This window comes from Pseudomonas sp. LTGT-11-2Z, from assembly GCF_003691445.1.
Taxonomy (GTDB): Bacteria; Pseudomonadota; Gammaproteobacteria; order Pseudomonadales; family Pseudomonadaceae; genus Aquipseudomonas; species Aquipseudomonas monteilii.
In genome coordinates, this window is sequence record NZ_CP033104.1 from 4,684,323 (window position 1) to 4,710,059 (window position 25,737).

22 protein-coding genes are annotated in these 25,737 nt (G+C 59.9%); 4 read left to right on the forward strand and 18 right to left on the reverse strand.

What is annotated here, in order from left to right; all coding sequences use genetic code 11:
* Position 1: 1 nt before the first annotated feature.
* The 9 genes from D8767_RS22030 to ihfB all read right to left on the reverse strand — a co-directional run bounded on the left by D8767_RS22030 (position 2) and on the right by ihfB (position 9,171).
* Complete coding sequence (locus D8767_RS22030; protein WP_016715033.1) at positions 2-1,027, reverse strand: EpsG family protein; 1,026 nt, start codon at positions 1,025-1,027, stop codon at positions 2-4.
* A 46-nt stretch (positions 1,028-1,073) separates the two neighbouring features.
* Positions 1,074-2,087 (reverse strand): polysaccharide biosynthesis protein, encoded by a 1,014-nt coding sequence (locus D8767_RS22035; RefSeq protein ID WP_016715032.1) that lies wholly within the window; start codon positions 2,085-2,087, stop codon positions 1,074-1,076.
* Positions 2,088-2,110: 23 nt separating this feature from the next.
* Positions 2,111-2,968, reverse strand: coding sequence for an SDR family oxidoreductase (locus D8767_RS22040; protein ID WP_029380330.1), 858 nt, complete (start codon positions 2,966-2,968; stop codon positions 2,111-2,113).
* A gap of 29 nt (positions 2,969-2,997) precedes the next feature.
* A complete protein-coding gene (locus tag D8767_RS22045; protein ID WP_016715030.1) occupies positions 2,998-4,503 on the reverse strand; it encodes a hypothetical protein in 1,506 nt (501 codons plus the stop codon).
* Positions 4,504-4,535: 32 nt separating this feature from the next.
* The gene (locus tag D8767_RS22050) at positions 4,536-5,729 is read right to left on the reverse strand and encodes a glycosyltransferase family 2 protein (protein WP_016715029.1); all 1,194 of its coding nucleotides are present in this window, start codon (positions 5,727-5,729) and stop codon (positions 4,536-4,538) included.
* 33 nt (positions 5,730-5,762) lie between these two features.
* Complete coding sequence (locus D8767_RS22055) at positions 5,763-6,839, reverse strand: LPS O-antigen chain length determinant protein WzzB (protein ID WP_028698674.1); 1,077 nt, start codon at positions 6,837-6,839, stop codon at positions 5,763-5,765.
* Positions 6,840-7,049: 210 nt separating this feature from the next.
* Positions 7,050-8,483, reverse strand: coding sequence for an MBL fold metallo-hydrolase (locus tag D8767_RS22060; RefSeq protein WP_016715027.1), 1,434 nt, complete (start codon positions 8,481-8,483; stop codon positions 7,050-7,052).
* A 102-nt stretch (positions 8,484-8,585) separates the two neighbouring features.
* Positions 8,586-8,849: a lipopolysaccharide assembly protein LapA domain-containing protein gene (locus D8767_RS22065; protein ID WP_016715026.1), complete on the reverse strand. Its 264-nt coding sequence runs from the start codon at positions 8,847-8,849 to the stop codon at positions 8,586-8,588.
* A 19-nt stretch (positions 8,850-8,868) separates the two neighbouring features.
* Positions 8,869-9,171 carry an integration host factor subunit beta gene (gene ihfB / locus D8767_RS22070; protein WP_016715025.1) on the reverse strand — a complete coding sequence of 101 codons (303 nt, stop codon included), beginning with the start codon at positions 9,169-9,171 and terminating at the stop codon, positions 8,869-8,871.
* A 516-nt stretch (positions 9,172-9,687) separates the two neighbouring features.
* Between ihfB and D8767_RS22075 the strand changes: the two genes are divergently transcribed.
* Positions 9,688-10,143: a transposase gene (locus D8767_RS22075; protein ID WP_016715024.1), complete on the forward strand. Its 456-nt coding sequence runs from the start codon at positions 9,688-9,690 to the stop codon at positions 10,141-10,143.
* A gap of 355 nt (positions 10,144-10,498) precedes the next feature.
* Here D8767_RS22075 and rpsA read toward each other — a convergent pair whose 3' ends face one another.
* From rpsA to mtnA, 7 genes are all read right to left on the reverse strand, one after another.
* A complete protein-coding gene (gene rpsA / locus D8767_RS22080; protein WP_003252673.1) occupies positions 10,499-12,175 on the reverse strand; it encodes a 30S ribosomal protein S1 in 1,677 nt (558 codons plus the stop codon).
* A 124-nt stretch (positions 12,176-12,299) separates the two neighbouring features.
* Entirely contained in the window at positions 12,300-12,986 is a 687-nt protein-coding gene (gene cmk, locus D8767_RS22085; protein ID WP_016715023.1) for a (d)CMP kinase, read from the reverse strand.
* Positions 12,983-15,235, reverse strand: a complete 2,253-nt coding sequence (locus D8767_RS22090) for a bifunctional prephenate dehydrogenase/3-phosphoshikimate 1-carboxyvinyltransferase (RefSeq protein WP_016715022.1) — start codon at positions 15,233-15,235, stop codon at positions 12,983-12,985. The genes cmk and D8767_RS22090 overlap by 4 nt, the downstream gene beginning before the upstream one ends.
* Before the next feature lie 77 nt (positions 15,236-15,312).
* Positions 15,313-16,407 carry a prephenate dehydratase gene (gene pheA / locus D8767_RS22095; protein WP_016715021.1) on the reverse strand — a complete coding sequence of 365 codons (1,095 nt, stop codon included), beginning with the start codon at positions 16,405-16,407 and terminating at the stop codon, positions 15,313-15,315.
* The gene (gene serC / locus D8767_RS22100; RefSeq protein WP_028698676.1) at positions 16,407-17,492 is read right to left on the reverse strand and encodes a 3-phosphoserine/phosphohydroxythreonine transaminase; all 1,086 of its coding nucleotides are present in this window, start codon (positions 17,490-17,492) and stop codon (positions 16,407-16,409) included. The genes pheA and serC overlap by 1 nt, the downstream gene beginning before the upstream one ends.
* A 132-nt stretch (positions 17,493-17,624) precedes the next feature.
* On the reverse strand, positions 17,625-20,390 hold the full coding sequence (gyrA, locus tag D8767_RS22105; protein ID WP_121757556.1) for a DNA gyrase subunit A: 2,766 nt from the start codon (positions 20,388-20,390) through the stop codon (positions 17,625-17,627).
* Positions 20,391-20,636: 246 nt separating this feature from the next.
* Entirely contained in the window at positions 20,637-21,713 is a 1,077-nt protein-coding gene (gene mtnA, locus D8767_RS22110; RefSeq protein ID WP_016715018.1) for an S-methyl-5-thioribose-1-phosphate isomerase, read from the reverse strand.
* Between the two features lie 110 nt (positions 21,714-21,823).
* Between mtnA and ubiG the strand changes: the two genes are divergently transcribed.
* From ubiG to D8767_RS22125, 3 genes are read left to right on the forward strand one after another with little or no spacing between them, the layout of a single operon-like run.
* The gene (ubiG, locus tag D8767_RS22115) at positions 21,824-22,522 is read left to right on the forward strand and encodes a bifunctional 2-polyprenyl-6-hydroxyphenol methylase/3-demethylubiquinol 3-O-methyltransferase UbiG (RefSeq protein ID WP_016715017.1); all 699 of its coding nucleotides are present in this window, start codon (positions 21,824-21,826) and stop codon (positions 22,520-22,522) included.
* A gap of 2 nt (positions 22,523-22,524) precedes the next feature.
* Positions 22,525-23,196, forward strand: coding sequence for an N-acetylmuramic acid 6-phosphate phosphatase MupP (mupP, locus tag D8767_RS22120; RefSeq protein ID WP_016715016.1), 672 nt, complete (start codon positions 22,525-22,527; stop codon positions 23,194-23,196).
* Between the two features lie 29 nt (positions 23,197-23,225).
* Positions 23,226-23,966: a YciK family oxidoreductase gene (locus tag D8767_RS22125; RefSeq protein WP_020371284.1), complete on the forward strand. Its 741-nt coding sequence runs from the start codon at positions 23,226-23,228 to the stop codon at positions 23,964-23,966.
* A 57-nt stretch (positions 23,967-24,023) separates the two neighbouring features.
* On the opposite strand, the gene D8767_RS22130 is transcribed toward D8767_RS22125, so the two are convergent.
* Together D8767_RS22130 and D8767_RS29775 are read right to left on the reverse strand one after the other, a co-directional pair.
* Positions 24,024-24,809, reverse strand: coding sequence for a TenA family transcriptional regulator (locus tag D8767_RS22130; RefSeq protein ID WP_016715014.1), 786 nt, complete (start codon positions 24,807-24,809; stop codon positions 24,024-24,026).
* A gap of 30 nt (positions 24,810-24,839) precedes the next feature.
* Positions 24,840-25,667 (reverse strand): EAL domain-containing protein, encoded by an 828-nt coding sequence (locus D8767_RS29775; protein ID WP_371059019.1) that lies wholly within the window; start codon positions 25,665-25,667, stop codon positions 24,840-24,842.
* Positions 25,668-25,737 lie beyond the last annotated feature (70 nt).

Consider the following 25,737-nt stretch of genomic DNA (forward strand, 5'->3'; position numbering starts at 1 on the left):
TTCACTCCCAAAAGAACAGATACGGCACAAACGGAGACGATCCAATACCCGCCGTGTCAGCAAAATTTTTCATCCTGAATGCAAATGCCATCAACGCAACCAGCAGAATGGCTACTTTGGTGAAAGGCGCCAACTGAATCTCGTACCTGGCAGTGTGAAAAATCAGGCACATGATGATCAGGAAGTTGACCAGTTGCTGCAGCCGAATGCCAGCATAACTGAACTGGGATACACCGATCATGACCACAGTCAGCCCCGCCAGCAGCAAGATCACCAGGCCGGAATGGCGCCGGGCCTGGACATCAAGTGCCCAGATAGCGAGCAACAGCCACGACACCAGTACCGTACTCAGCCCGGACAAGCCGGAAGCCACCTGAAGGCCGGCATAACTGGTCAATTTGGCCAGTAAATAGTTGAAAAACACTCCGACAAATACGGCGAGGAAGACCGTACCATAAATAACCCAACGCCATTGCCGGGTATACAGAATGAACAACAACAACCCCAGCATCAAACTGGAAACTTGAATCATGCCCGCAACCAATACCAGGGCAAAATACACTCCGTAACGCCGTTGCAGCAGAAAACTGCCTGCCAGGTAAACCAGCGAAAATGCCAGACCATAGCGAACGCCGTTCATGACCATGTCAAAATAGTAAACCGGTACGACCAGTAGGCAGAACAAGTAGGGGTTGCTGTTGTGGCGCATCCCCGCCCACACCAGCAGTAACGTGATCATTACGCCAATCAAGGCGAGGATAAGCGCTGCACTGTCAGTGAACATCGAAAGCGTCAGCACCAAGCCCTCGAACAGCGGTTCGAATACCCCCAGAAAACTGCCGCTTTCCAACAGCTGATTGATCGTTTGAATGTACGTGGCTGTGTCCATGCCTACAGTACCACGCAAGATCGCCAGGAATGCCATTGGCAACAACGCCAGCACCAGAAAATACCGAGGCGCCCGCACCAGCCAGCCCATGAAACACAATACAAAAAACGCAAGCGTGCTAGCGACGTAATAAATCATCGTTCTTCCCTGGCAACCAAGCCTGTATTCAGCCGCACTCGCAACTTTACACCGACTTCAGTTCTTCCACGATGTAGTCAAGCTTCATCAATGTAGAAATAATTTCGTCTACACTCAGCCGCTGGGTATTGTGCGATGTGTAGTCATCCAGCTCCGACACTTCCTGTTCGCCATTCGACGAATACTTTTCGTAGTTCAGGTCGCGGTTGTCCGCCGGAATCCGGTAATAGCGCCCCATGTCTTCGGATTTGGCCATTTCCTCGCGCGAGATCAACGATTCGTAAAGCTTCTCGCCATGGCGGGTACCGATGATGCGAATGGCATTGTCCTTGTTGAAGATGCGCTTCAGCGCATCAGCCAGCTCACCCACTGTGGACGCCGGCGCTTTCTGGACGAAGATATCGCCCTGCTTGGAGTGCTCGAAAGCGTGCAGCACAAGATCCACCGAATCTTCCAGGGACATCAGGAAGCGCGTCATGTTGGGGTCGGTGATACTAAGCGGCGAACCGCTCTTAAGCTGGTTGACGAACAACGGGATAACCGAGCCGCGAGAGGCCATGACGTTGCCATAACGTGTCGCACAGATCACCGGCCCTTCGGCAGGAATCATACGAGACTTGGCCACCACCAGCTTTTCGGCCATGGCTTTGGAAATACCCATTGCGTTGATCGGGTACACGGCTTTGTCGGTACTCAGTACAACCACGCGCTTTACATGGTTGGCGACCGCCGCGTTGATCACATTCTCCGTACCGATGACGTTGGTCTTCACCGCCTCCATCGGGAAAAATTCGCAGGAAGGCACCTGCTTCAGTGCGGCCGCATGGAAAATGTAGTCCACGCCTACCATAGCCTGCATCAGGCTGGCGTAATCACGTACGTCGCCAATGTAGAACTTGACCTTGTCATTGGCCAGAGCAATGCGCATGTCTTCCTGTTTTTTTTCGTCCCGGCTGAAAATCCGGATTTCCTTCACATCGGTATCAAGGAACCGCTTGAGCACGGTATTGCCAAACGAACCAGTACCGCCGGTAATCATCAATACTTTATTCTTGAACATCACGCACCTCGCCCCGTTCGCTATTATTTGAAATCACGCATAACTTCTACCAACCGCTCCCACGCAGGAGGTTGGTACCCAGTCGCACTGCGGAATTTGCTGGAGTCCAGAGATCGGTCAATTTCCAGGGCCGAGTCCTCCAGAATTTCAATGTCCTTGCCATAGGCCGAAGCCACCAGTTTCAACAGCGAATACTTGTCAATCGGCTCGACGGAGACGTGATACAAGCCGCTGAGTTCCGGCTTGGGCAACACGAAATCACGAATGACCCTGGCCAACTCGACGGTTGGCAAACCAGAAAATATCGCCTTCCTGAACCCCTTGACCGAGCCTTGCTGGTCCAGGAACCAATCTATCAGTGATACTTTACTGTTCAGCTCATGACCGATAATCGAGGTCCGCAAGGTAATGGCGCTGGCCGAGTCCACGACCTCGCCAATGTACTTCGACTTGCCGTACAAATCGTAGGCATCGGAACGGTCCGACTCTTTATAGCCCCCCTGACTGCCAGAGAACACGCAGTCTGTGCTGATATGCACCAGACGAGCGCCAACAGCCTCGCACAAACGCGAAAGGCGGTGAGGCAGCATGGCATTGATCGGTAGCACAGCCAGCGGGTCGTTGGCGGTGTCGAACTGCTTGATTAGGCCAACGCAGTTGATAACCACGTCCGGCTTGTGCTTTCGGAACAATTCGACCAGGCAATCCTGGTCCAGCACATCCATGTGAGCAATCAACCTGGCCTGATGCCCCTGCTCGAAAACACGTGCAGCGGAAGGGCTGCGGATGGTGCCCCAGACATTCAGGCCGGCTTGAGCGCTCAACACCCTGAAGACAGCATTGCCCAACATGCCAGTGGCACCCAGGATTATGATTTTCATTGGTTCCTCGACACTGAAGGCTGCAAGCATTATCTGAATGCGAGCAAGGATTTTCGATTTAGCACCAGGCTGGCGAGTACTGCCACAACAGTAGCCACCACGACCACCCCTAGCCGGTAATAGTCGCTAACCAACCTCTCGCACACTGCGTTGGCAGCGGCAAAGAAAACAACCCCGGCTGTAATGGACATCGCCAGCACCTTCAGACCGGTAAATACGCCCTTGGTCAGATAAGGATGGCGCTTGCAAACAAAGAAGAAAGTCAATAATACGGAGTAAATGTTATACAAAAGCCACATCCACGCCGCCCCGTTGCTGCCCCAACGCTCGACCAGAAGCGGAAGACCGAGGAGCATCAACGGAATAGCCACCACGTTCAAGCGAAACGCAAGCGTTGTCCACTTGGTCGCCAACTGCAAGGCAAACGGAACAATCAGCAGTGACTGCAAGGAGGTCCCGACCACCAGTATGCCCACCACACTGGAGACGCCCGCTGCCACGTCAGGCGCAAACAGAATGCCAAGGACAAGAGGCTTGAACAGGACCACAGCACAGCATAACAGCACCAGCACCGATGACATGATGCACAACGAAGCGGTGTGGATGCGCTCGACACTGCGTTCGTCATTCGCTGAAAAGCACGCGGCCATGCGCGGGAACAGCACTGAATTGAACGCCGTCGAGAAGATGTACGCAACGCCAGCCAGCGTGGTTGCCAAGGTGTAGTAGCCAAAGGCTTCCAGGGTGATACGGCCGCTGAGGTACAATTTGTCGTACTGAGTGGTTAGTACCGAAGTAATGGAAATCAGCAGGACCCCCCTCCCATAGACATACCCGCGCCGCAGATAGCCCATCTTGAAGCGATACAGCCACGGCAGGAACCCGGTCTTACCGTGCACTACCCACAACAAGGCCAACAAATAGCTGACTTGTACAATGACTTGGAGCAGGAAGTAGAACTCGATCGAACGCATGCCAGGAAACAGGTAAAGCGGTAGCAGTACCCCGAGCGTACGCAGCAAGGAATATGGAACGTACAGGGCATTGAGCGCTAATTGCATTTCCTTGCCTGCCAGCACCGCTTGCAGGAGCATGATCGGAAAGTTGAGGGCGATGAAACCCGCCATATACCACAACGATTGCCGGGCAGCGGCCTTGCCAACATCTTCGATACTGAGCCAGTGCTCTGCCATGAAGCCCGAAGCCAGGCCCACGCCCAGAAACGCGATGGCACCGATTAATGTGAATGTTGCGAAGTAGCTGGACACCATCGACAGGTCTGCCGCCCTGTTGCGCCGTGCCTTCTGCGGGCTGACAGCAACCGAGCGGGCCATCCGGTGGATGATGTTGCTGGTGAGCCCGCCTTCAGCCACCATCAGCACCATCAGCAGCGTCGTAAAAAAGCCAACCATGCCCATGGCTTCCGCGCCGAGCAAGCGTGTTGCCAGCGGCAATGCCGCCAGGCTGGCCATCGCATAGACAAGCTTGCCGGAAAAGCTGGCAAACAGCAGGGTAGTCAGGTTACGTAGCTGCATGACACATACACACTTCTGGCATGAGCTAAGCCTTAGCCGCGCTTTATGGAAACGGGAGCAGTACCGACCTTCGCAGCCAGGTTATTGTCCAGTTCATGCTTGGCCAGGCGTACGTTTTCCACCGTAGCCACAACCTCCCTGCCGTAGTTGGCACCCGGCTTCATCAGGCGCTTGGCCCGGCCCCAGGCATACTGACCGGCCACAGCAATGAACGCGGCACCAACGTGCAGCAGGCTCACACCCTTGAACTGCCTCTGCGCCGCTGCACGCCGCGCCCCCAGAATAACCTGGGCGTAATCACGGTGGTGCAACAGGCAAAGCGCATACAGCCTGGCGAAATTGAAGCGGGCCTTTTCATCATTGCCAACGTTCTCCAGGGTTTCCCAGGCTGCATGTGCCCATACAGTCTCCACACTAAAGAATTGCGGAATGAAGTCGGGCCAGACCAAGCCCTTGAACGGCGCCAGATGCGGGTCATCCTTCAGGCTGCCTTTGTGCTTGCCTTCCGCACTTCGCCCGCTGTTGCTCCCCCCTGCCCCGCCAGGCATGGTGAACGGGAAGTCGACCAAGCTGTAACGGCCTGGCTGGATCGACAATGCGACGGCCGCCGACATGTCCGGGCTGGTACCAAAAAATACCTTGCCGTTTTTCTGCCTCAGACCGGCCAGCAGTTCGTTCCTGACCAGACCATGATAAAGCTTGGGCATTGCATCTGTACCTTGGCAGGCGTGCCTGAGGGCGTTATCGAGCCGCTCCCGTACATCCCACTCGGTCAAGGTGGTCTCAAAATGCTCGAGATAAATGCGCCCGGCATGAGCGGCTCCGTAAAATTTGGTACGGAAGTCCGGCCAGTAATAAGCCGCACGCACTTTGGGCGTGAGCATGGCGATTGAATGGTCCTTGGCGTAACGGGCAAACTCGATGATATGGTTGGAAACTGTATCGTCGTCGCCGATCAGGCACACATACTCGCCTGTCGCCAGCGCGATGGCCCGCTCGTGGTTCTCGGTCATCGACAAGCGGCTCTGCCAGTGAACATACACAAGGCGATGATCCTCTTGTGCCTGCGCCCACCGGGCCAGGTCGCAAGCATCATTGCTGGTGTCATGAACAACCACCTGCACCTCTTGAGAAGGAATTTCCAGCAGACTTTCAATGCAGGATATGGCGTATTTCGACCGGTTATGGGTTGGTACTACGATAGAAACCAGATAATTGTTATTCATAACGCTGACTTACCTTCCATCAGAACCAACCAATCATTCGTTGCCAATCACACGAGAGAGGGCTGCGGGCTTTCTGCGCCGCTGCAGCAGGTCACGCATGATTGCGACCAGCACACCAACGGCCAAACCCAATACCAGCGCCGCCGTCACGATCAGCGCCCGCTTGGGTTTTACAGGCTTGTCAGGAAGCTCCACGACGCCATCTTGGGTGAAAACCTGAACACTTTGAGGGTCTACTTTCAAACCTCGGTAGAATGCCAGCCGCTCTTGCCTGGCTCGCAAACCGTCAATGAATGCGTCATCCGAAGACCGGGATTGCAACGTTTCGATTTCTGCTTCGATCGCCTTGCTTCCCCGCATGTAGGTCAAGGCACCACTCATGGCAGCCGACACTTCCGACGACAGGCTTCCAGAAATGATAGGTGGCTTCTCCAGCCCAATGGACTTGGCAACCTTCAACGCCTCTCTCAAACGGACCAACTGATCTTCCCGCAATTTGCGGGCGCTCGCTTGAGCCGCATCAATTTCCCACTGAAGATTCTCGGCCTTGACCGCCAGCTCACTGCGGTGCCCTGTCAATACCTCTTCCTTGGCAAGCTCCGACGCCATCTCAGCATAGGCCGCTACCCATTGCGCTGCCTGGTTCGGGTCTTCGGTGCTGGCCGCTATCACATAGCGGTTCGGGCCATCTTTAGTGACTTGCTCGACGGTCAACTTGCTGAGGAACTGGGCGTAAAGCACATCGCGTGAGCCAACCCGCTCGTTTCCAGTCAATGCCGGCTCATAGACAGTACGGTAGAATTTGCTGCGTACCGTTTCAGAATTCAGTTCCCTCACATACACATCGTAAACATCCTTGACCGAGTATGTTGACAGCCCACTATCTCCCCCCCGCCCGTAATTGAGCTGGGCAATTTCATCACGCGAAGGCGGCTCGACGAATAACCTTGCCTGGTAAACCCGCGGTGCAAGCAACGCATAAGCCAACCCGACAAGCACGATCGGTACAGCGATCACCGCTACCCACAGCTTCTGTCGCCATACGCCTTCCACAAGCTCAATCAGGTCAATCTCGTTGTCATCAGCCAAGCGCCCTTGATCGTTGCGCATTTACTATGTCTTTCCTTGGGTCGGTCTGAAATATGCATTGCTGAATGCCTGAACAGCGCTTTCGAGCAGCACCGTCGCCACGCTCGACTACAGCGTAGCGACAATTCTGTGACCTCTCCAAGGTTCACACTCTAAGCATCATCCAGCCATAGAGTGACGTGTAACATAAAAGTTCTCCTTTTTCGACAAACGCTTAGCTGCCTTGCGGGCTCATGACGCAATGACGACTTCGGGGTTGCAGGCCTGCGACTCAAAATGTCGCACCAAGGCGGCGGACAGCGCTTGCTTGGCACCTGTTTCACCATGCACCAAGACAATCCGCTTGGCAGCCTGCGCACTACCTCGGGCAAATCGCACCAGAGCTGCCTGGTCCGCATGCCCGGCGTAGCCTGATAACGTCAGTACTTTCGCTTGCACCTCATACATCCGCCCATCCAGATCAATCTGCACGAATCCTTCCGCCCCCTCGCTAGCCTGAATCACCGCCCCCGGCGTGCCCTTGGCCTGATAGCCCACAAACATCACCTCGTGCCGAGGGTCCCCCAACATGGCCTTGAGATAATTGACGATGCGCCCACCCGAGCACATGCCATTACCGGCAATCACAATCGCCGGGCGACCGGTGCTCTTGAGGTAGTTGACCACCTGCTGGTGCCGGGCATGGGTATCCACGCTGATCAGCTGACTGAAACCGAGCGGATCGCGCCCTTCGGCAAGGCGAGCCCTGGCCTCGGCATTCCAGTAGTCGTGCAGCTCCCTGTACACGCCAGTGATGCGCTGGGCCAGGGGCGAGTCGAGGATAATGGGCAACTGCGACCAGTCGAGCGGGTCACCCTCGGTGCCTGGGCCAGCGTTACCCACCAAAGCCTTGCGGTAGAGGATGTCTTCCAGTTCGTACAGCAGCTCCTGGGTGCGCCCCAGGCTGAAAGCCGGAATCAGGAGAGTACCCTTGTCAGCCAGGGCACGATCAATGGCCTCTTCCAGCCGCTGCCTGCGGTCGCCGACATGCGGATGCAAGCGGTCACCATAGGTACTTTCCAGCACCAGCACGTCGGCGCGCTCTGGCGGCTGTAGCGGGCGCAACAAGGGATTGCCACACGCCCCCAGGTCACCAGAAAACACGTAACGGCTATTGGACTGCCCATGCTGCATATCGCACTCGACATACGCCGAGCCCAGCAGATGGCCCGCGCGCTGCAAGCGAATGCGACAGCCAAGGCCTGGGCGCTCGACCAGCGTGTGCCACTGCTCGAACGGCAGGGGCACGATAAGGTCGCAGACGAATTCGAGGTACCGCGCCACCTGCGCGGGATCACTGCTGACGCTCAGCTTGTAGGCGTCTTCCAGCACCAGTGGTAGCAGCTGTGCGGAAGGCTCACTGCACAGAATGGGGCCGCGGTAACCGGCGGCCAGCAGCGCAGGGATACGGCCAACGTGATCCAGATGCACATGCGTGATGATCAGGGCCTCGATGCCCTGCACGTCAAAGCCGAGCGGCGCAGCGCCTGCGCCTTGCGCTGCCTCGGCGCCCTGCTCCAGGCCGCAGTCGACCAGCAGGCTGGTGAATGGGGCGAGATGCAGTTGGTGACAAGACCCGGTAACGCTGCGGGTACCACCGTGATGGGAAAGGCTGGGATAGTCCATGCTGCGCACACTCACCTGGGCCGAAAATGAAGTGCGCTATTACTCCACGACGACCAGAGCATGCATAGGTGACGCTTTCCTAAGCGAGCGTAGGAAATTTCCCTAGTTACCGCTCAGTGCCGCCTGTCGGGCAGACGCCCTGATCTTGCGCTTGCTGCGCTGCACGCCGTAGGCACCCAACAATGGCCCGACTGCCAGGCCAATCACCAACGCGGCCAACACCAGCACGGCAACCGGCATTGCCGGAGCAGCCCAGCCGAACAGTACCAACGACACGGTTTGCTGGTTTTCCAGCACGAAGAACAGCACCACGGCCGCCAACAGCAGCACGAATACCGCCGCCAGGGCGCGCTTGAGGTTACGCATCAGATTGCTCCTTGAGGGATCAGGTATGAACCTCATCATGCTCGTCTTCATTGACCCGATCGCGCAACTCTTTGCCGGGCTTGAAGTGCGGCACGAACTTGCCTTCGAGGCTGACCGACTGACCGGTCTTCGGGTTACGGCCCACGCGGGGGGCACGATAGTGCAGCGAGAAGCTGCCAAAACCGCGGATCTCGATGCGATCGCCGGTAGCAAGGCATTGTGACATCTGCTCAAGCATGGTCTTGATGGCCAGCTCCACGTCCTTGGACGAGAGCAGCCCTTGATGGGTGACAATACGTTCGATCAGCTCCGACTTCGTCATATTTTTCCCTTCGTTATCAAGCAGCTAGATCATTGCTCAACCAGTTTGTAGCACGCCGGGAAGGATTTGAACAGGGTGGTTCTTGACTTAATAAAAAAATTCAAGATTGAAGTTTTACAAGAATGGTCTAGCCACCGAGGGCTTGTAGGCGTCCGGCGATGGATTTGCGGTGGCGCGACAATCGAGCGCCGCCCGCGCGGCGCATCGCGAGCTGCGCTCGCTCCTACGTTTGTTTCGGGCCAGTAACGCCTGTGGCAGTGGCGCGCGACCGCCTTGTTTATACGGCGCGATATCGCGCCATGCGCCAAGGCGTCCGTGCGCAAATCCCCCAGGAACAATTGGCCCGAAACAAACGTAGGAGCGAGCGCAGCTCGCGATGCGCCGCGCGGGCGGCGCTCGATATCCGCAACACGGCAAATCCCAAGCCATCCATTTACACGCTGAAACCCTTATTAACGCCAGCCTCCATCCACGGCGACTACGCCTCCCCGGCACACATACTCAAGGATGAACGTAATGGCCAAACCCCACGGCCACAGGCTTCGCCATGCACGATGCTCAGTGCCAGGCAGGCTTTACATGCTGACAACTGTGACCCACCTGCGTCAGCCCCTGTTCCACAACCTTCACCATGCCCGCCTGGCTATCCACAACCTACGCCATGCAGATCATCAGCAACACTGTCGCTCGCTAGCCTGGGTACTGATGCCAGACCACTTGCACTGGTTGATCGAACTGAAAGGCACAACGCTTAGCAAACTGATGCAACGCTTCAAGTGCCAATCCAGCAATGCATTGCGCAAAGCCGGGGTGAAGATGTCACCGATATGGCAGGCCGGATATTTCGACCGCACCTTGCGCCGAGACGAAGATATTCTCAAGGCGGCAAGGTACATCGTAGCCAACCCGGTCAGAGCGGGATTGGTTACCAAAGTCGGTGATTACCCGCATTGGGATGCAGTGTGGCTTTGAGGGTATGGCGGTAGAGTGGCTGCACCTGGGAGATCGAGCGCCGCCCGCGCGGCGCATCGCGAGCTGCGCTCGCTCCTACGTTTGTTTCGGGCCAATTATTCCTGGAGGATTCGCGCGCGGACGCTTTGGCGCATGGCGCGATATCGCAACGTATAAACAAGGCGGTCGCGCGCACCTGCCACAGGCGTTACTGGCCAGAAACAAACGTAGGAGCGAGCGCAGCTCGCGATGCGCCGCGCGGGCGGCGCTCGATTTGCGCAACACCGCAAAGCCAACGGCGAACACCACAAAACAAAACCAACTCCAAAAAAAAGGGCGACCCGAGGGTCGCCCTTTTTTACCGATCAAACAGAACTCAGTTCTGCTTGGCCATTGCTTCGCGCAGCAGCGCAGCCATGGTGGTGTCGGCAGCCGCTTCCGGAGCGTTTTTCAGGCTCTGGATGGCTTCGCGCTCTTCAGCGTCGTCTTTCGATTTGATCGACAGGCTGATAACGCGCGACTTGCGGTCAACGCTGATGATCTTGGCTTCGATCTCTTCGCCTTCCTTCAGAACGTTACGCGCGTCTTCAACGCGGTCACGGCTGATTTCGGAAGCTTTCAGAGTGGCTTCGATGTCGTCGGCCAGAGTGACGATGGCGCCTTTGGCGTCAACTTCTTTCACGATGCCCTTGACGATAGCGCCCTTGTCATTGACAGCAACGAAGTTGGAGAACGGATCGTCTTCCAGCTGCTTGATGCCCAGGGAGATGCGCTCGCGCTCTGGGTCGACCGACAGGATGACGGTTTCCAGCTCGTCGCCCTTCTTGAAACGACGTACGGCTTCTTCGCCGGTTTCGTTCCAGGAGATGTCGGACAGGTGAACCAGGCCGTCGATGCCGCCGTCCAGGCCGATGAAGATACCGAAGTCGGTGATCGACTTGATGGTACCGGTGATCTTGTCACCCTTGTTGAACTGACCGGAGAAGTCTTCCCATGGGTTGGACTTGCACTGCTTGATGCCCAGGGAGATACGACGACGCTCTTCGTCGATGTCCAGAACCATGACTTCCACTTCGTCGCCAACCTGAACGACTTTCGACGGGTGGATGTTCTTGTTGGTCCAGTCCATTTCGGAAACGTGTACCAGACCTTCAACGCCTTCTTCCAGTTCAGCGAAGCAGCCGTAGTCGGTCAGGTTGGTAACGCGAGCTTGCACGCGAGTACCTTCTGGGTAACGGGCAGTGATAGCTACCCACGGATCTTCGCCCATTTGCTTCAGACCCAGCGAAACGCGGTTGCGCTCGCGGTCGAACTTCAGAACGCGTACGTCGACTTCGTCGCCAACGTTAACGATTTCCGATGGGTGCTTGATGCGCTTCCAGGCCATGTCGGTGATGTGCAGCAGGCCGTCGATACCGCCCAGGTCCACGAATGCGCCGTAGTCGGTGAGGTTCTTGACGATACCTTTGACTTGCTGGCCTTCCTGCAGGGTTTCCAGCAGGGCTTCGCGCTCGGCGGAGTTCTCGGCTTCCAGCACGCTGCGACGGGAAACGACAACGTTGTTGCGCTTCTGGTCCAGCTTGATGACCTTGAATTCCAGCTCTTTGCCTTCCAGGTGGGTGGTGTCGCGCACTGGGCGGACATCAACCAGGGAGCCCGGCAGGAACGCACGGATGCCGTTAACGTCGACAGTGAAGCCGCCCTTAACCTTACCGTTGATAACGCCCTTGACCACTTCTTCGGCGGCGAAAGCTGCTTCCAGAACAATCCAGCACTCGGCGCGCTTGGCTTTTTCACGGGACAGTTTGGTTTCGCCAAAGCCGTCTTCGACCGCGTCCAGCGCAACGTGCACTTCGTCACCGACCTTGATGGTCAGCTCGCCAGCTTCGTTGTAGAACTGCTCGAGCGGGATGACGCCCTCGGACTTCAGGCCAGCGTGTACGGTAACCCAGTCGCCGTCGATGTCGACAACGATACCGGTGATGATCGCACCCGGCTGAAGATTGAGGGTTTTCAGGCTTTCTTCAAAGAGTTCTGCAAAGCTTTCGCTCATTTTAATTCCTGTAAATTCGGGCGAAACAAACGCCCCTCGCCACATTCCAGACAATGTGGGTCTGTTTTAAGTAAAGGAAAGCAGGCAGGACGTTGACTGGTGCCCCTGCCTGCTCTCCTGGCTATCAGAGGAGATCGCGCTGGGCGATCTCGCTCCTGATACGTTGCAACACCTGCTCGATGGACAACTCGGTAGAGTCCAACTGAATGGCATCGACCGCTGGTTTCAGCGGGGCCACTGCACGTTGGGTGTCGCGTTCATCACGCGCACGAATCTCATCCAGCAGACTCGACAGACTAACATCTTCACCCTTGCCCTTCAACTGCAGGTAGCGACGACGTGCACGCTCCTCCGCGCTGGCGGTAAGGAAGACCTTCAACGGCGCGTCGGGGAACACCACGGTGCCCATGTCGCGACCGTCGGCGATCAGGCCCGGCGCCTCGCGGAACTCACGCTGACGCACCAGCAGGGCATCACGCACCGCCGGCAGCGAAGCCACCATCGAGGCACCCGCACCTACCGTTTCGGTACGGATGACGTTACTGACGTCTTCACCCTCAAGGATGATCTGTTGCAGCTTACCGGGCTCGGCGGCGATGAACTGCACATCCAGATGGGCGGCAAGCTTGGTCAGCAGCTCTTCGTTGGTGAGGTCGACACCGTGATTACTGGCGTTGAACGCCAGCAAGCGGTAAAGCGCACCCGAATCCAGCAGCTTCCAGCCCAGCTCGCGAGCCAGCAGGCCGGCGACCGTGCCCTTGCCCGAGCCGCTAGGCCCGTCGATGGTGATAACCGGCGCCAGCGAATTCACGACTTGCCCTCTTCCGCCACGCGGATACCCACTTCGGCACACAGCGCCAGGAAGTTGGGGAACGAGGTGGCGACGTTGGCGCAGTCATGGATGCGGATGGGCGCGCTGGCGCGCAGCGAGGCCACGCTGAAAGCCATGGCAATGCGGTGGTCACCGTGGCCATGCACTTCGCCACCGCCCAACTGGCCACCGTCGATGATGATGCCGTCCGGGGTCGGTTCACACTTGATGCCCAGGGTGATCAGGCCGTCAGCCATCACCTGGATACGGTCGGATTCCTTCACCCGCAGCTCTTCGGCGCCACGCAGCACGGTACGCCCTTCGGCGCAGGCGGCGGCCACGAACAGCACCGGGAACTCGTCGATGGCCAGCGGTACCAGTTCTTCCGGGATATCAATGCCCTTGAGCTTGGCACCACGCACACGCAAATCAGCCACCGGCTCGCCGCCGACTTCACGCTGGTTTTCCAGGGTAATGTCGCCGCCCATCAGGCGCAGGATGTCGATCACGCCGGTACGGGTCGGGTTGATGCCTACGTGCTCCAGCACCAGCTCGGAGCCCTCAGCGATCGAAGCTGCCACCAGGAAGAACGCTGCCGAGGAAATGTCGGCCGGCACCTCGATGCGGGTCGCGGTGAGTTTGCCACCGGACTGCAGCGAGGCAACCGGGCCGTTCGACTCGACCGCATAGCCAAAGCCGCGCAGCATGCGCTCAGTGTGGTCACGGGTTGGCGCAGGCTCGGTGACGGTGGTCTTGCCTTCGGCGTACAGGCCGGCCAGCAACAGGCACGATTTGACCTGGGCGCTGGCCATCGGCAGCGTGTAGGTCAATGCCTTGAGCTTGCTACCGCCGCGAATGGTCAGCGGTGGGCGGCCTTCCGGACCTGTCTCGACCACGGCGCCCATTTCGCGCAGCGGGTTGGCCACACGGTTCATCGGGCGCTTGGACAGCGAAGCGTCGCCTGTCATGGTGACGTCGAACGGCTGGCCGGCCAGCAGGCCCGACAGCAGGCGCATCGAGGTACCGGAGTTACCTACATACAGCGGCCCGGGTGGTGGCTTGAGGCCGTGCAGGCCAACGCCGTGAATGGTCACGCGACCGTGGTTGGGGCCCTCGATGACCACACCCATGTCACGGAATGCCTGCAGGGTCGCCAGCGCGTCTTCACCTTCGAGGAAGCCTTCGACTTCGGTGGTGCCTTCGGCCAGCGAGCCGAGCATGATCGAGCGATGGGAAATCGACTTGTCGCCCGGTACACGAATACGCCCGTTCAGGCGGCCACCCGGTTGGGCCAGGAAAATCAGATCGTTGGCGTTCATAGCGTCCACATAGGCCCGGCGGGCCAGGATTTTACTGAAATGCTCGCGGGCAACCCGTGCGCGGGTGAATACACCCAGCAGCTGGTGCCCGTCCCCTTCAGCGATCGCGTCGCGCAAGGCGTCGAGATCGCTGCGATATGTATCTAGCGTGCGCAGGACAGCGTCGCGGTTGGCGAGGAAGATGTCGTGCCACATGGTCGGGTCGCTGCCAGCGATTCTTGTGAAATCGCGGAAACCTCCCGCAGCGTACCGGAAGATCTCGAGGTTTTCATTGCGTTTGGCCAACGAGTCGACCAAGCCAAAGGCCAGCAGGTGCGGCAAGTGACTGGTAGCTGCCAGCACTTCATCATGGCGCTCGACCGACATGTGCTCCACATCGGCATCCAGCGCACGCCACAGGCGGTCGACCAGCGCTAGCGCGGCAGGATCGGTTTCGGCCAGCGGCGTGAGGATGACCTTGTGACGGCGGAACAGGGCAGCGTTGGAGGCCTCTACCCCGCTCTGCTCGGAACCGGCGATGGGGTGGCCGGGGACGAAGCGCGGCAGACGCTGGGCGCTCTCGTTTACAAAAACAGCGCGCGCCTCACGGACGACGTTGCCCTTGGCGCTGCCGACATCCGTGATGATGGCATTGCCCAGGTCAAGCCGAGCCAGGCGGGCCAGGACTTTTTCCATGGCCAGGATCGGTACGGCCAGCATGATGACATCGGCACCGACACAGGCGACTGCAAGGTCTTCTTCGCAGCGATCGACCACGCCCAGGGCCACAGCTTGCTTGCGCGAAGGGGCATCCAGGTCTACACCGACCACTTCGCGGCACAGGCCGCTTTCACGCAGGCCCTTGGCGAAAGAGCCGCCGATCAGGCCGAGGCCGACTACGACCAGGCGATTGATGACGGGTGCGGGTTTGGTTTTTGCTGCATTTACCACTGGTGCGAACCCTGTTCAGAAATCTAGACAGCCTGTGAAGGCCATTGGGGCTGCGTTGCAGCCCCAACACTTTCAAATCAAAGCACCGCCTTCGGATAAGAGCCCAGCACCTTCAGCGCCACAGCCTCCTGGCTGATCTGCTCCAGCACCGCTTTGATCAACGGGTCGCGGTGGTGGCCAACGAAATCGATGAAGAACACGTAGGTCCACTTGCCGCTGCGCGACGGGCGGGTCTCGATGCGGGTCAGGTCGATGCCGTTCTGGTGGAACGGCACCAGCAGCTCGTGCAAGGCACCGGGCTTGTTGCTCATCGAAACGATGATCGAAGTCTTGTCGTCGCCGGTCGGCGGCACTTCCTGGTTGCCGATCATCAGGAAGCGCGTGGAGTTGTCCGGGCGGTCTTCGATCTTCTCGGCCAGGCGAGTCAGACCATACAGGTTGGCCGCCATATCACCGGCGATCGCCGCCGAATTCCACTCACCCTTGACGCGCTTGGCGGCCTCGGCATTGCTCGATACAGCGACGCGCTCCACGTTCGGGTAGTGCGCGTCCAGCCACTTGCGGCACTGGGCCAGCGACTGAGCGTGGGAGTAGATACGGGTGATGCTGTCGGTCTTGGTATTTTCGCCCACCAGCAGGTGGTGGTGGATACGCAGCTCGACCTCGCCGCAAATCACCATGTCGTGCTCAAGGAAGCTGTCCAGGGTATGGCTGACAGCGCCTTCGGTGGAGTTTTCCACCGGCACCACGCCGAAATTGACAGCACCGGCCGCCACTTCACGGAACACTTCGTCGATGGCTGCCATCGGGCGGCTGATCACCGCGTGACCAAAGTGCTTCATGGCCGCCGCCTGGGTGAAAGTACCCTCAGGGCCGAGATAGGCGATTTTCAGCGGCTCTTCCAGGGCCAGGCACGAGGACATGATTTCGCGGAACAGCCGCGCCATCTCTTCGTTGCCCAGCGGGCCTTTGTTGCGCTCCATCACACGCTTGAGCACCGCTGCCTCACGCTCAGGGCGGTAGAACACCGGCTTCTCGCCTTCTTTCAGCGAGGCGGTCTTGACCCGGGCCACTTCTTCGGCGCAACGGGCGCGGTCGCTGATCAGCTCGAGGATTTTCTCGTCGAGGCTGTCGATGCGTACGCGCAGCGCCTTGAGTTCCTGTTCGGACATCAGCCGTGCTCCTTCTCGAATTCAGCCATGTAGCCCACCAGCGCTTCCACTGCTTCCAGGCCCAGGGCGTTGTAGATGGAAGCGCGCATGCCGCCCACCGAGCGGTGGCCCTTGAGGTTGAGCAGGCCACGGGCATCGGCACCGGCGAGGAAGGCCTTGTCCAGGCGCTCGTCAGCCAGGCGGAACGGCACGTTCATCCACGAACGGGCGTTGTGGCTGATCGGGTTGGTGTAGAAGTCGCTGTTGTCGATAAAGCCGTACAGACGCTCTTTCTTGGCGCGGTTGCGCTGCTCCATGGCGTCGACGCCACCCTGCTCTTTCAGCCACTCGAAGACCAGGCCCGAGAGGTACCAGGAGTATGTGGCCGGGGTGTTGTACATCGAGCCGTTGTCAGCTGAAACCTTGTAGTCGAGCATGGTCGGGCAGCTGCTGCGGGCATGACCCAGCAGGTCTTCACGCACGATCACCACCACCAGGCCACTCGGCCCGATGTTCTTCTGCGCACCGGCGTAGATCAGGCCGTACTGCGACACGTCGATGGGGCGCGAGAGGATGTCGGACGACATGTCGACCACCAGCGGGACGTCACCGGTTTCTGGCACCCAATCAAACTGCAGGCCACCGATGGTCTCGTTGGATGCATAGTGCACGTAGGCGGCGTTCTTGGTCAGGCTCCACTCGTTCTGGCCCGGGATCGCCAGGTAGTCGTAAGGCTTGGCGCTGGCGGCGACGTTGACATTGCCGAAGCGGCGCGCTTCTTCGATGGCTTTTTTCGACCAGATGCCGGTTTCGATGTAGTCGGCAGTGCCGTTTTCCGGCAACAGGTTCAGCGGGATTTCAGCGAACTGCTGGCTGGCGCCGCCCTGCAGGAACAGCACCTTGTAGTTGGAGGGGACGGACAGCAGGTCACGCAGGTCCTGCTCGGCCTTTTCGGCGATGGCCACGTAGTCGTCGCTGCGATGGCTCATTTCCATCACCGACAAGCCCTTGCCGTTCCAGTCCAGCATTTCGGCCTGGGCGCGCTGCAAAACAGCGTCAGGAAGCGCGGCAGGGCCTGCGCAGAAGTTAAAGGCTCGTTTGCTCACATCCACTCTCGCTCTGCCAAATAGTACAAATTCGTAATTCAGTGACCGCTACCCATGCAGGATCACAGGCAAGCCCGCGCCTACACAGTCAAACGGGGCGACCTTGGTCGCCCCGCTCGGGTTTACGCTTGCTTACTCCTGCGGGGCCTCTTCGGCGCCAGCAGCTTCTTCGTTGTCTGGCGCCTCAGCCTCGACACCCTCTTCGTCCGTCTCGATCACATCGTCGAGTTCGTCCTCGGAAGGCTCCTGGATACGCTCCAGGCCAACCAGCGTCTCGCCGGTAGCCAGCTTGATCAAGGTCACGCCCTGGGTGTTACGGCCCAAGCTGGACACCTCACCCACCCGTGTACGCACCAGCGTACCCTGGTCGGAGATCAGCATGATCTCTTCGCCTTCCTGCACCTGGATAGCGCCGATCAGCAGACCGTTGCGCCCTTTGGTCCCCATGGCGATCACACCTTGACCACCGCGGCCGCGACGCGGGAACTTGGACAGCGGGGTGCGTTTGCCGAAGCCACGCTCGGAGGCAGTCAGGATCTGCGCACCCGATTCCGGGATCAACATGGAAATGATCTGCTGCCCCTTGCCCAGCTTCATGCCGCGTACGCCACGGGCGTTACGGCCCATTTCGCGCACCACGCTTTCAGCGAAGCGGATCACCTTACCGGCGTCGGAGAACATCATGACTTCCTTGGCGCCGTCAGTAATGGCGGCAGCGATCAGGGTGTCACCTTCTTTCAGCTTGAGGGCAATCAGGCCGTTGGAGCGCGGACGGGCGAACTGCACCAGCGGGGTCTTCTTCACGGTCCCCGAAGCGGTGGCCATGAAGATGTAGGCGCCAGTCGGCTCGGCCACCCACTCAGGGGTATCGCCGTCTTCTTCGTCGACTTCCTCGGCCTCGACCACTTCGCCTTCGAGCACGGCATCTTCCGCCTCGTCCAGCTCTTCTTCGGCGCCAGCGCTCTGCTGCAGGGCCTCAAGGTCGATCTGCAGCATGGCAGTGATGCGCTCACCCTCCTCCAGCGGCAGCAGGTTGACCAGCGGGCGACCGCGAGCAGCGCGGGACGCTTCAGGGATGTCGTAGGTTTTCAGCCAGTACACCTTGCCCTTGCTGGAGAACAGCAACAAGGTAGCGTGGCTGTTGGCAACCAGCAGGTGCTCGATGTAGTCCTCGTCCTTCACCCCGGTAGCCGACTTGCCTTTGCCGCCACGGCGCTGGGCCTGGTAGGCGGACAGCGGCTGGGTCTTGGCGTAGCCGCCGTGGGAGATGGTGACCACACGCTCTTCTTCCGGGATCATGTCGCCGTAGCTGAGGTCGTGGCGCGCATCGAGAATTTCGGTACGTCGGGCATCGCCGTATTCGGCACGGATGGCTTCCAGCTCTTCGCGGATCACTTCCATCAGGCGCTCGGCGCTGCTGAGGATGCGGATCAGCTCGCCGATCTGCTCGAGGATTTCCTGGTACTCGGCCAGCAGCTTCTCGTGCTCCAGGCCGGTCAGGCGGTGCAGGCGCAGGTCGAGAATGGCCTGAGCCTGCTCTGGCGACAGGAAATACTTGCCGTCATGCAGGCCGTATTGCTCTGGCAGGTCTTCAGGGCGGCAGGAATCGGCGCCGGCGCGCTCGACCATGACCTGCACGGCACTGGATTCCCACGGCGTGGAAACCAGGGCTTCCTTGGCTTCGGACGGCGTCGGCGAGGCCTTGATCAGGGCGATGACCGGGTCGATGTTGGACAGCGCGACCGCCTGGCCTTCAAGGATGTGGCCGCGTTCGCGGGCCTTGCGCAGCTCGAACACGGTACGGCGGGTCACCACTTCACGGCGGTGACGGACGAACGCTTCGAGCAGGTCCTTGAGGTTGAGCAGGCGCGGACGGCCGTCGACCAGGGCCACCACGTTGATACCGAACACACTCTGCAGCTGGGTTTGCTGATAGAGGTTGTTGAGCACCACCTCCGGCACCTCGCCGCGACGCAGCTCGATGACGATGCGCATGCCGTCCTTGTCGGACTCGTCGCGCAGCTCGGTGATGCCTTCGATCTTCTTCTCTTTTACCAGCTCGGCGATCTTTTCGATCAGACGCGCCTTGTTCAGCTGGTACGGCAACTCGGTCACGACGATCTGCTGGCGGCCGCCGACCTTGTCGATGTCTTCGATTTCGGAACGGGCACGCATGTAGATGCGGCCACGGCCGGTACGATAGGCCTCGATGATGCCTTGGCGACCATTGATGATGCCCGCAGTCGGGAAATCCGGGCCCGGGATGTGCTGCATCAGCTCATCGATGGTGACTTCCGGGTTGTCGATCAGCGCCAGGCAGCCGTCGATGACTTCACCGAGGTTGTGCGGCGGGATGTTGGTCGCCATGCCCACGGCGATACCGCTAGAACCGTTGACCAGCAGGTTGGGAATACGGGTCGGCATGACCGCCGGGATCTGCTCGGTGCCGTCGTAGTTGGGCACCCAGTCGACGGTTTCTTTGTGCAGGTCGGCCAGCAGCTCGTGGGCCAGCTTGGTCATGCGCACTTCGGTGTATCGCATGGCTGCGGCGTTGTCGCCGTCCACCGAACCGAAGTTGCCCTGGCCGTCGACCAGCAGATAGCGCAGCGAGAACGGCTGGGCCATACGCACGATGGTGTCGTAGACCGCAGTGTCGCCGTGCGGGTGGTACTTACCGATCACGTCACCGACCACACGGGCGGATTTCTTGTACGGCTTGTTCCAGTCGTTGCCCAGTTCGCTCATCGCATAGAGAACGCGACGATGCACGGGCTTCAAGCCGTCACGCGCATCGGGCAGCGCTCGCCCGACAATCACGCTCATCGCGTAGTCGAGGTAAGACTGTCTCAGTTCGTCTTCGATATTGACCGGGAGGATTTCTTTGGCCAGTTCGCCCATGAGAAGCCTGATTCCTTTTTCTGGTGAAACTTCGCAGCTCCATCAAGGGCCGAACGAAGCTCGCCGCCGCAGCGCATAAGGGTGCGACGACTTACGACAAATCAATGAGTTGTGCCATGGATCTGCGCAATGAAGGCCGCCGTGATGGGCGGTCCTGGAAACTGCCGGATGTTATCACAAAGGCGGGGGCGGTGGGGAGATGTGGCACGGGTGTGCTTGCCGTGAATCCTCTGCCGCCCTACGCCCTCAGTGCAACCGCTTGCGGCACATCAACTGCGCCAGTTTGGCGGTATCCGGGCGCTCGACAATGCCTCGCTCGGTCACAATCACGTCGATCAGGTCGGCCGGGGTCACGTCGAACACCGGGTTGAACACCTCCACATCCGGCGCCACCCGGGTCCCGGCAATGTCCAGCAGTTCGTCGGCCGCGCGCTCTTCCAGCGAAATATCCTCGCCAGTGGCCAGGTTCAGGTCGATGCTGGTGCTCGGCGCCACCACCATGAAGCGCACACCGTGGTGCATGGCGCTGACCGCCAGCTGGTAGGTGCCGATCTTGCTGGCCACGTCGCCGTTGGCAGCGATGCAATCCGCGCCCACCACCACCCAGGTGATGCCTTTGGTCTTCATCAGGTGGGCGAGCGCCGAGTCGGCGCACAGGGTGACCGGGATGCCTTCGTTGGCCAGCTCCCAGGCGGTCAGGCGCGAGCCTTGCAGCCAGGGGCGGGTTTCGCCGGCATACACCCGCTCGACCATGCCTTCGAGGTAGCCGGCGCGGATCACCCCCAACGCGGTACCAAAGCCGCCGCTGGCCAGCGCACCGGCATTGCCGTAGGTGAGCAGGGTCTGGGCATTGCCCTGGTGACGACGAATCAGCTCGATGCCTTGCTGGGCCATGGTCAGGTTGGCTTCACGGTCGCTTTCATGGATGGCCACGGCTTCGGCCTCCAGTGCTGCCAGCACATCTTCATCCGGGCGCAGACGCTGCAGGCGCTCGCGCATGCGGTTCAGCGCCCAGAACAGGTTGGCTGCGGTGGGACGCGCCTCGGCGAGGCAGAGGAAGTCCTCTTCAAGGTCCATTTCCCAATCGCCACCTTCGGCCAGCCGCTCTTCAAGGGCCAGCACCAGGCCGTAAGCGGCGGCAATGCCGATGGCCGAGGCCCCGCGCACCGCCATGTCACGGATCGCCGCCGCCACCTGCGCGACATTGTCGCAGGCCAGCCAGCGTTCATCCGAGGGCAGCAGGCGCTGGTCGAGCAGGTGCAAGACGCCGCCCTGCCAGCGGATCCCGGTCACCTTCTCCGCCGCCAAAAGTCGCTCGCGCATCGCCTCTCCCCGTCGTTCGGATATCAAAAGCCGGCGATTATAGCGACCCTCGGGGCCGAGCGCTCGGGTATACTCCGGCGCAATTTTGCGAAGTTTCAGAGGACTGTTCAATGAGCAACGTCGACCGCGCCGAAATCGCCAAGTTCGAAGCGCTGGCCCACCGCTGGTGGGACCGCGAAAGCGAGTTCAAGCCGCTGCACGAAATCAACCCGCTGCGCGTCAACTGGATCGACGAACGCGCCAGCCTGGCCGGCAAGAAGGTGCTGGACGTCGGCTGCGGCGGCGGCATCCTCAGCGAAGCCATGGCCCTGCGTGGTGCCACGGTGACCGGTATCGACATGGGCGAAGCCCCCTTGGCCGTGGCCCAACTGCACCAGCTGGAGTCCGGCGTGCAGGTGGAATACCGGCAGATTACCGCCGAAGCCCTGGCCGAAGAAATGCCCGAACAGTTCGACGTGGTGACCTGCCTGGAAATGCTCGAGCACGTGCCCGACCCGTCTTCGGTGATTCGCGCCTGCTACCGCATGGTCAAGCCGGGTGGCCAGGTGTTCTTCTCCACCATCAACCGCAACCCCAAGGCCTACCTGCTGGCCATCGTCGGCGCCGAGTACATCCTTAAGATGCTGCCGCGCGGCACCCACGACTTCAAGAAGTTCATCCGCCCATCCGAACTGGGCGCATGGAGCCGCGCTGCCGGCCTCGAAGTCAAAGACATCATCGGCCTGACCTACAACCCGCTGACCAAGCACTACAAGCTCAACAGCGACGTCGACGTCAACTACATGATCCAGACCCTGCGCGAGGAATGAGCATGCGTTTGCGAGCAGTACTCTTCGACATGGACGGCACCTTGCTAGACACGGCGCCAGACTTCATCGCCATTTGCCAGGCCATGCTCGCCGAGCGCGGCCTGCCGGCCGTTGACGACAACCTGATCCGTGGCGTGATTTCGGGCGGCGCCCGCGCCATGGTAGCCGCCACGTTTGCCATGGACCCGGAAGCCGAAGGCTTCGAGGCCCTGCGCCTGGAGTTCCTGGAGCGCTACCAGCGCGACTGCGCGGTGCACAGCAAGCTGTTCGACGGCATGGCCGAGTTGCTGGCCGACATCGAGAAAGGCAACTTGGTGTGGGGCGTGGTCACCAACAAGCCGGTGCGTTTCGCCGAGCCGATCATGCAGCAGCTGGGCCTGGCCGAGCGTTCGGCCTTGCTGATCTGCCCGGACCATGTGAAAAACAGCAAGCCCGACCCCGAGCCGCTGATCCTGGCCTGCAAGACCCTGGACCTGGACCCGGCCAGCGTGCTGTTCGTCGGTGACGACCTGCGCGACATCGAGTCTGGCCGCGACGCCGGCACCCGCACGGCGGCGGTGCGTTACGGCTATATTCATCCAGAGGACAACCCTAACAACTGGGGTGCCGACGTGGTGGTGGACCACCCGCTGGAACTGCGCAAAGTGATCGACAGCGCGCTGTGCGGCTGCTGACCCCCGCCAACGAACACGAAGGACCTACCATGTTCGACTACACCGCCCGCCCCGACCTGCTGCAAGGCCGGGTCATCCTGGTTACCGGTGCCGGCCGCGGCATCGGTGCCGCTGCCGCCAAGGCCTACGCCGCACTGGGCGCCACCGTGCTGCTGCTGGGCAAGACCGAGGCCAACCTGAACGAGGTCTACGACCAGATCGAGGCCGCCGGGCATCCGCAACCGGTGGTCATCCCGTTCAATCTGGAAACCGCCCTGCCCCACCAGTACGACGAGCTGGCGGTGATGATCGAGGATCAGTTTGGCCGCCTGGACGGCCTGCTGAACAATGCCTCGATCATTGGCCCACGCACGCCGCTGGAGCAGTTGTCGGGCGACAACTTCATGCGCGTGATGCACATCAACGTCGATGCCACCTTCATGCTCACCAGCACCCTGCTGCCGCTTTTGAAACTGTCGCAAGACGCCTCGGTGGTGTTCACCAGCAGCAGCGTCGGGCGCAAGGGGCGGGCCTACTGGGGCGCCTATGGCGTGTCGAAGTTCGCCACCGAGGGGCTGATGCAGACCCTGGCTGACGAGCTGGAAGGCGTGGCACCGGTGCGTTCCAACAGCATCAACCCGGGCGCCACGCGCACGGCGATGCGCGCCCAGGCCTACCCCAGCGAGAACCCGCAGAACAACCCGCTGCCCGAAGAGATCATGCCGGTGTACCTGTACCTGATGGGGCCGGACAGCACCGGGGTGAATGGGCAGGCGTTCAACGCCCAATAAACCTGTCCCGGCCTCTTCGCGGGTTTACCCGCGAAGAGGCCGGGACAGCAGATCAGATCAGCCCGCTGCCAACGCCGGCCGCAGGCGGCCCTGCTGGCGCCCTTCCAGCTGCATGCACCGCTCCAAAAACAGGAACATGCAGTCGTAACTCTTGCAAATCGCCCTGCGCAGCTCGGTGCGTAGCCCCAGCGTCGGGTTCTCGCCCGCCAGGGTACAGATGATCTCCAGCGCCTCCCACGGGTGCGCATCGTCATACTGGGCATGCATCTTCAGCCACTTCATCGCCCGCTTGCGCTGGTCCTCCGGGAAGCCCAGTGCATAGGTGTCGGTCGAGCACACCACCGCCGACCACTCCCCGGTAGCCCCTTCGATGGCGTAGTTGGTCGCCGCCATGGAAATGGCCAGGTTCTCGGTAGCGCACACGCGCCAGCACCAGTCGTTCAACCCGTTCAGCTCGGGCGGCACTTCCTGGGCCTGCAACTCATGCAGGTGTACGCCATGCGCCTGACACCAGTTCACCCAGTAGTCGGCGTGGTTCAGCTCAACCCGGATATTGCGCATCAACCAGCGCCGCGCCATGTCTTCGCCCTGGTGCCGCCCATAACGGGTCTTGGTCAGGTTGTGGGCCATGTACAGTGAAAACTGCTCCACCACCGGCCAGCCACCGATCAGGTACTGGCGAATGGTCGACTGCTTGAGCTGGCCATCGCGCAGGCGCGCATAGAACTCATGCTCGACCACCCGGCGCTTGCTTTCGCGACAGTCTTCAATCAGTTGCTGGGCCCACTGGGGGTAGCTGGCGGGGTCCATCAAAGGCCCGATACGAACGAATGCATCAATCACTTTCAGCTCCTTGATCCTTGTGATTTCTAGCTAGCGAAACGTGCCAGGTGCGCGCTGCAACAGAGGCCGGGCGGCGATCCGTTGGCGCTGCAGACTGTCACAGGTGAACACCTGAGGGCGTTCGATCAGGTAACCCTGGGCGTAATCCACGCCTATTTCCTGTAGGGCCTGCTCGATCAAGGGTGTTTCGACGAACTCGGCGATGGTGCGTTTCCCCATGACATGGCCGATATGGTTGATGACCTCGACCATGGCTCGGTTGACCGGGTCGTCGAGCATGTCCTTGACGAAACTGCCGTCAATTTTCAGGAAATCCACGGGCAAATGCTTGAGGTAGGCGAACGAAGACATGCCAGCGCAAAAATCATCGAGCGAGAAGCGGCAGCCCAGCCCCTTCAACTCGTTGATGAAGCGGATGGCGCTACCCAGGTTTGCAATGGCGCTGGTTTCGGTGATTTCGAAACAGATCATCCGTGGCGGGATGGCGTATTCGACAAACAGCCGCTGCAGGTACTCGAGAAACTTGTCATCGCCGATGCTCGACCCTGAGAGGTTGATCGCGCAGATCGACAGCGGCCCTTCACGCCCTTCGTCCAGGCATTGGCGGATGACCTGGAACACATTGCGCACCACCCAGCGGTCCAGCGCGGTCATCAGGCCATAGCGCTCGGCTGCCGGAATGAAGCTGCTGGGCAGAATGGTACGACCACTTTCGTCGTACAGGCGCAGCAGGATTTCGATATGGCCAGGGCCTTCGAACGTTTTCAGCGGGGCAATTTCCTGGGCGTACAGGCAGAAGCGGTTTTCTTCCAGGGCCACATGCAAGCGCTGGATCCACGCCATTTCACCAAAGCGCATGGACAGCTCGCTGTCATCGGCGTGGTACACCTGCACGCGATTGCGCCCCTTTTCCTTGGCCATGTAGCAG

Coding starts and splice junctions, on each gene's coding strand:
- D8767_RS22030 (WP_016715033.1), bottom strand. CDS start 1,027: ATGATTTATTACGTCGCTAGCACGCTTGCGTTTTTTGTATTGTGTTTC.
- D8767_RS22035 (WP_016715032.1), bottom strand. CDS start 2,087: ATGTTCAAGAATAAAGTATTGATGATTACCGGCGGTACTGGTTCGTTT.
- D8767_RS22040 (WP_029380330.1), bottom strand. CDS start 2,968: ATGAAAATCATAATCCTGGGTGCCACTGGCATGTTGGGCAATGCTGTC.
- D8767_RS22045 (WP_016715030.1), bottom strand. CDS start 4,503: ATGCAGCTACGTAACCTGACTACCCTGCTGTTTGCCAGCTTTTCCGGC.
- D8767_RS22050 (WP_016715029.1), bottom strand. CDS start 5,729: ATGAATAACAATTATCTGGTTTCTATCGTAGTACCAACCCATAACCGG.
- D8767_RS22055 (WP_028698674.1), bottom strand. CDS start 6,839: ATGCGCAACGATCAAGGGCGCTTGGCTGATGACAACGAGATTGACCTG.
- D8767_RS22060 (WP_016715027.1), bottom strand. CDS start 8,483: ATGGACTATCCCAGCCTTTCCCATCACGGTGGTACCCGCAGCGTTACC.
- D8767_RS22065 (WP_016715026.1), bottom strand. CDS start 8,849: ATGCGTAACCTCAAGCGCGCCCTGGCGGCGGTATTCGTGCTGCTGTTG.
- ihfB (WP_016715025.1), bottom strand. CDS start 9,171: ATGACGAAGTCGGAGCTGATCGAACGTATTGTCACCCATCAAGGGCTG.
- D8767_RS22075 (WP_016715024.1), top strand. CDS start 9,688: ATGGCCAAACCCCACGGCCACAGGCTTCGCCATGCACGATGCTCAGTG.
- rpsA (WP_003252673.1), bottom strand. CDS start 12,175: ATGAGCGAAAGCTTTGCAGAACTCTTTGAAGAAAGCCTGAAAACCCTC.
- pheA (WP_016715021.1), bottom strand. CDS start 16,407: ATGTCCGAACAGGAACTCAAGGCGCTGCGCGTACGCATCGACAGCCTC.
- gyrA (WP_121757556.1), bottom strand. CDS start 20,390: ATGGGCGAACTGGCCAAAGAAATCCTCCCGGTCAATATCGAAGACGAA.
- mtnA (WP_016715018.1), bottom strand. CDS start 21,713: ATGCGCGAGCGACTTTTGGCGGCGGAGAAGGTGACCGGGATCCGCTGG.
- ubiG (WP_016715017.1), top strand. CDS start 21,824: ATGAGCAACGTCGACCGCGCCGAAATCGCCAAGTTCGAAGCGCTGGCC.
- mupP (WP_016715016.1), top strand. CDS start 22,525: ATGCGTTTGCGAGCAGTACTCTTCGACATGGACGGCACCTTGCTAGAC.
- D8767_RS22125 (WP_020371284.1), top strand. CDS start 23,226: ATGTTCGACTACACCGCCCGCCCCGACCTGCTGCAAGGCCGGGTCATC.
- D8767_RS29775 (WP_371059019.1), bottom strand. CDS start 25,667: ATGCGCTTTGGTGAAATGGCGTGGATCCAGCGCTTGCATGTGGCCCTG.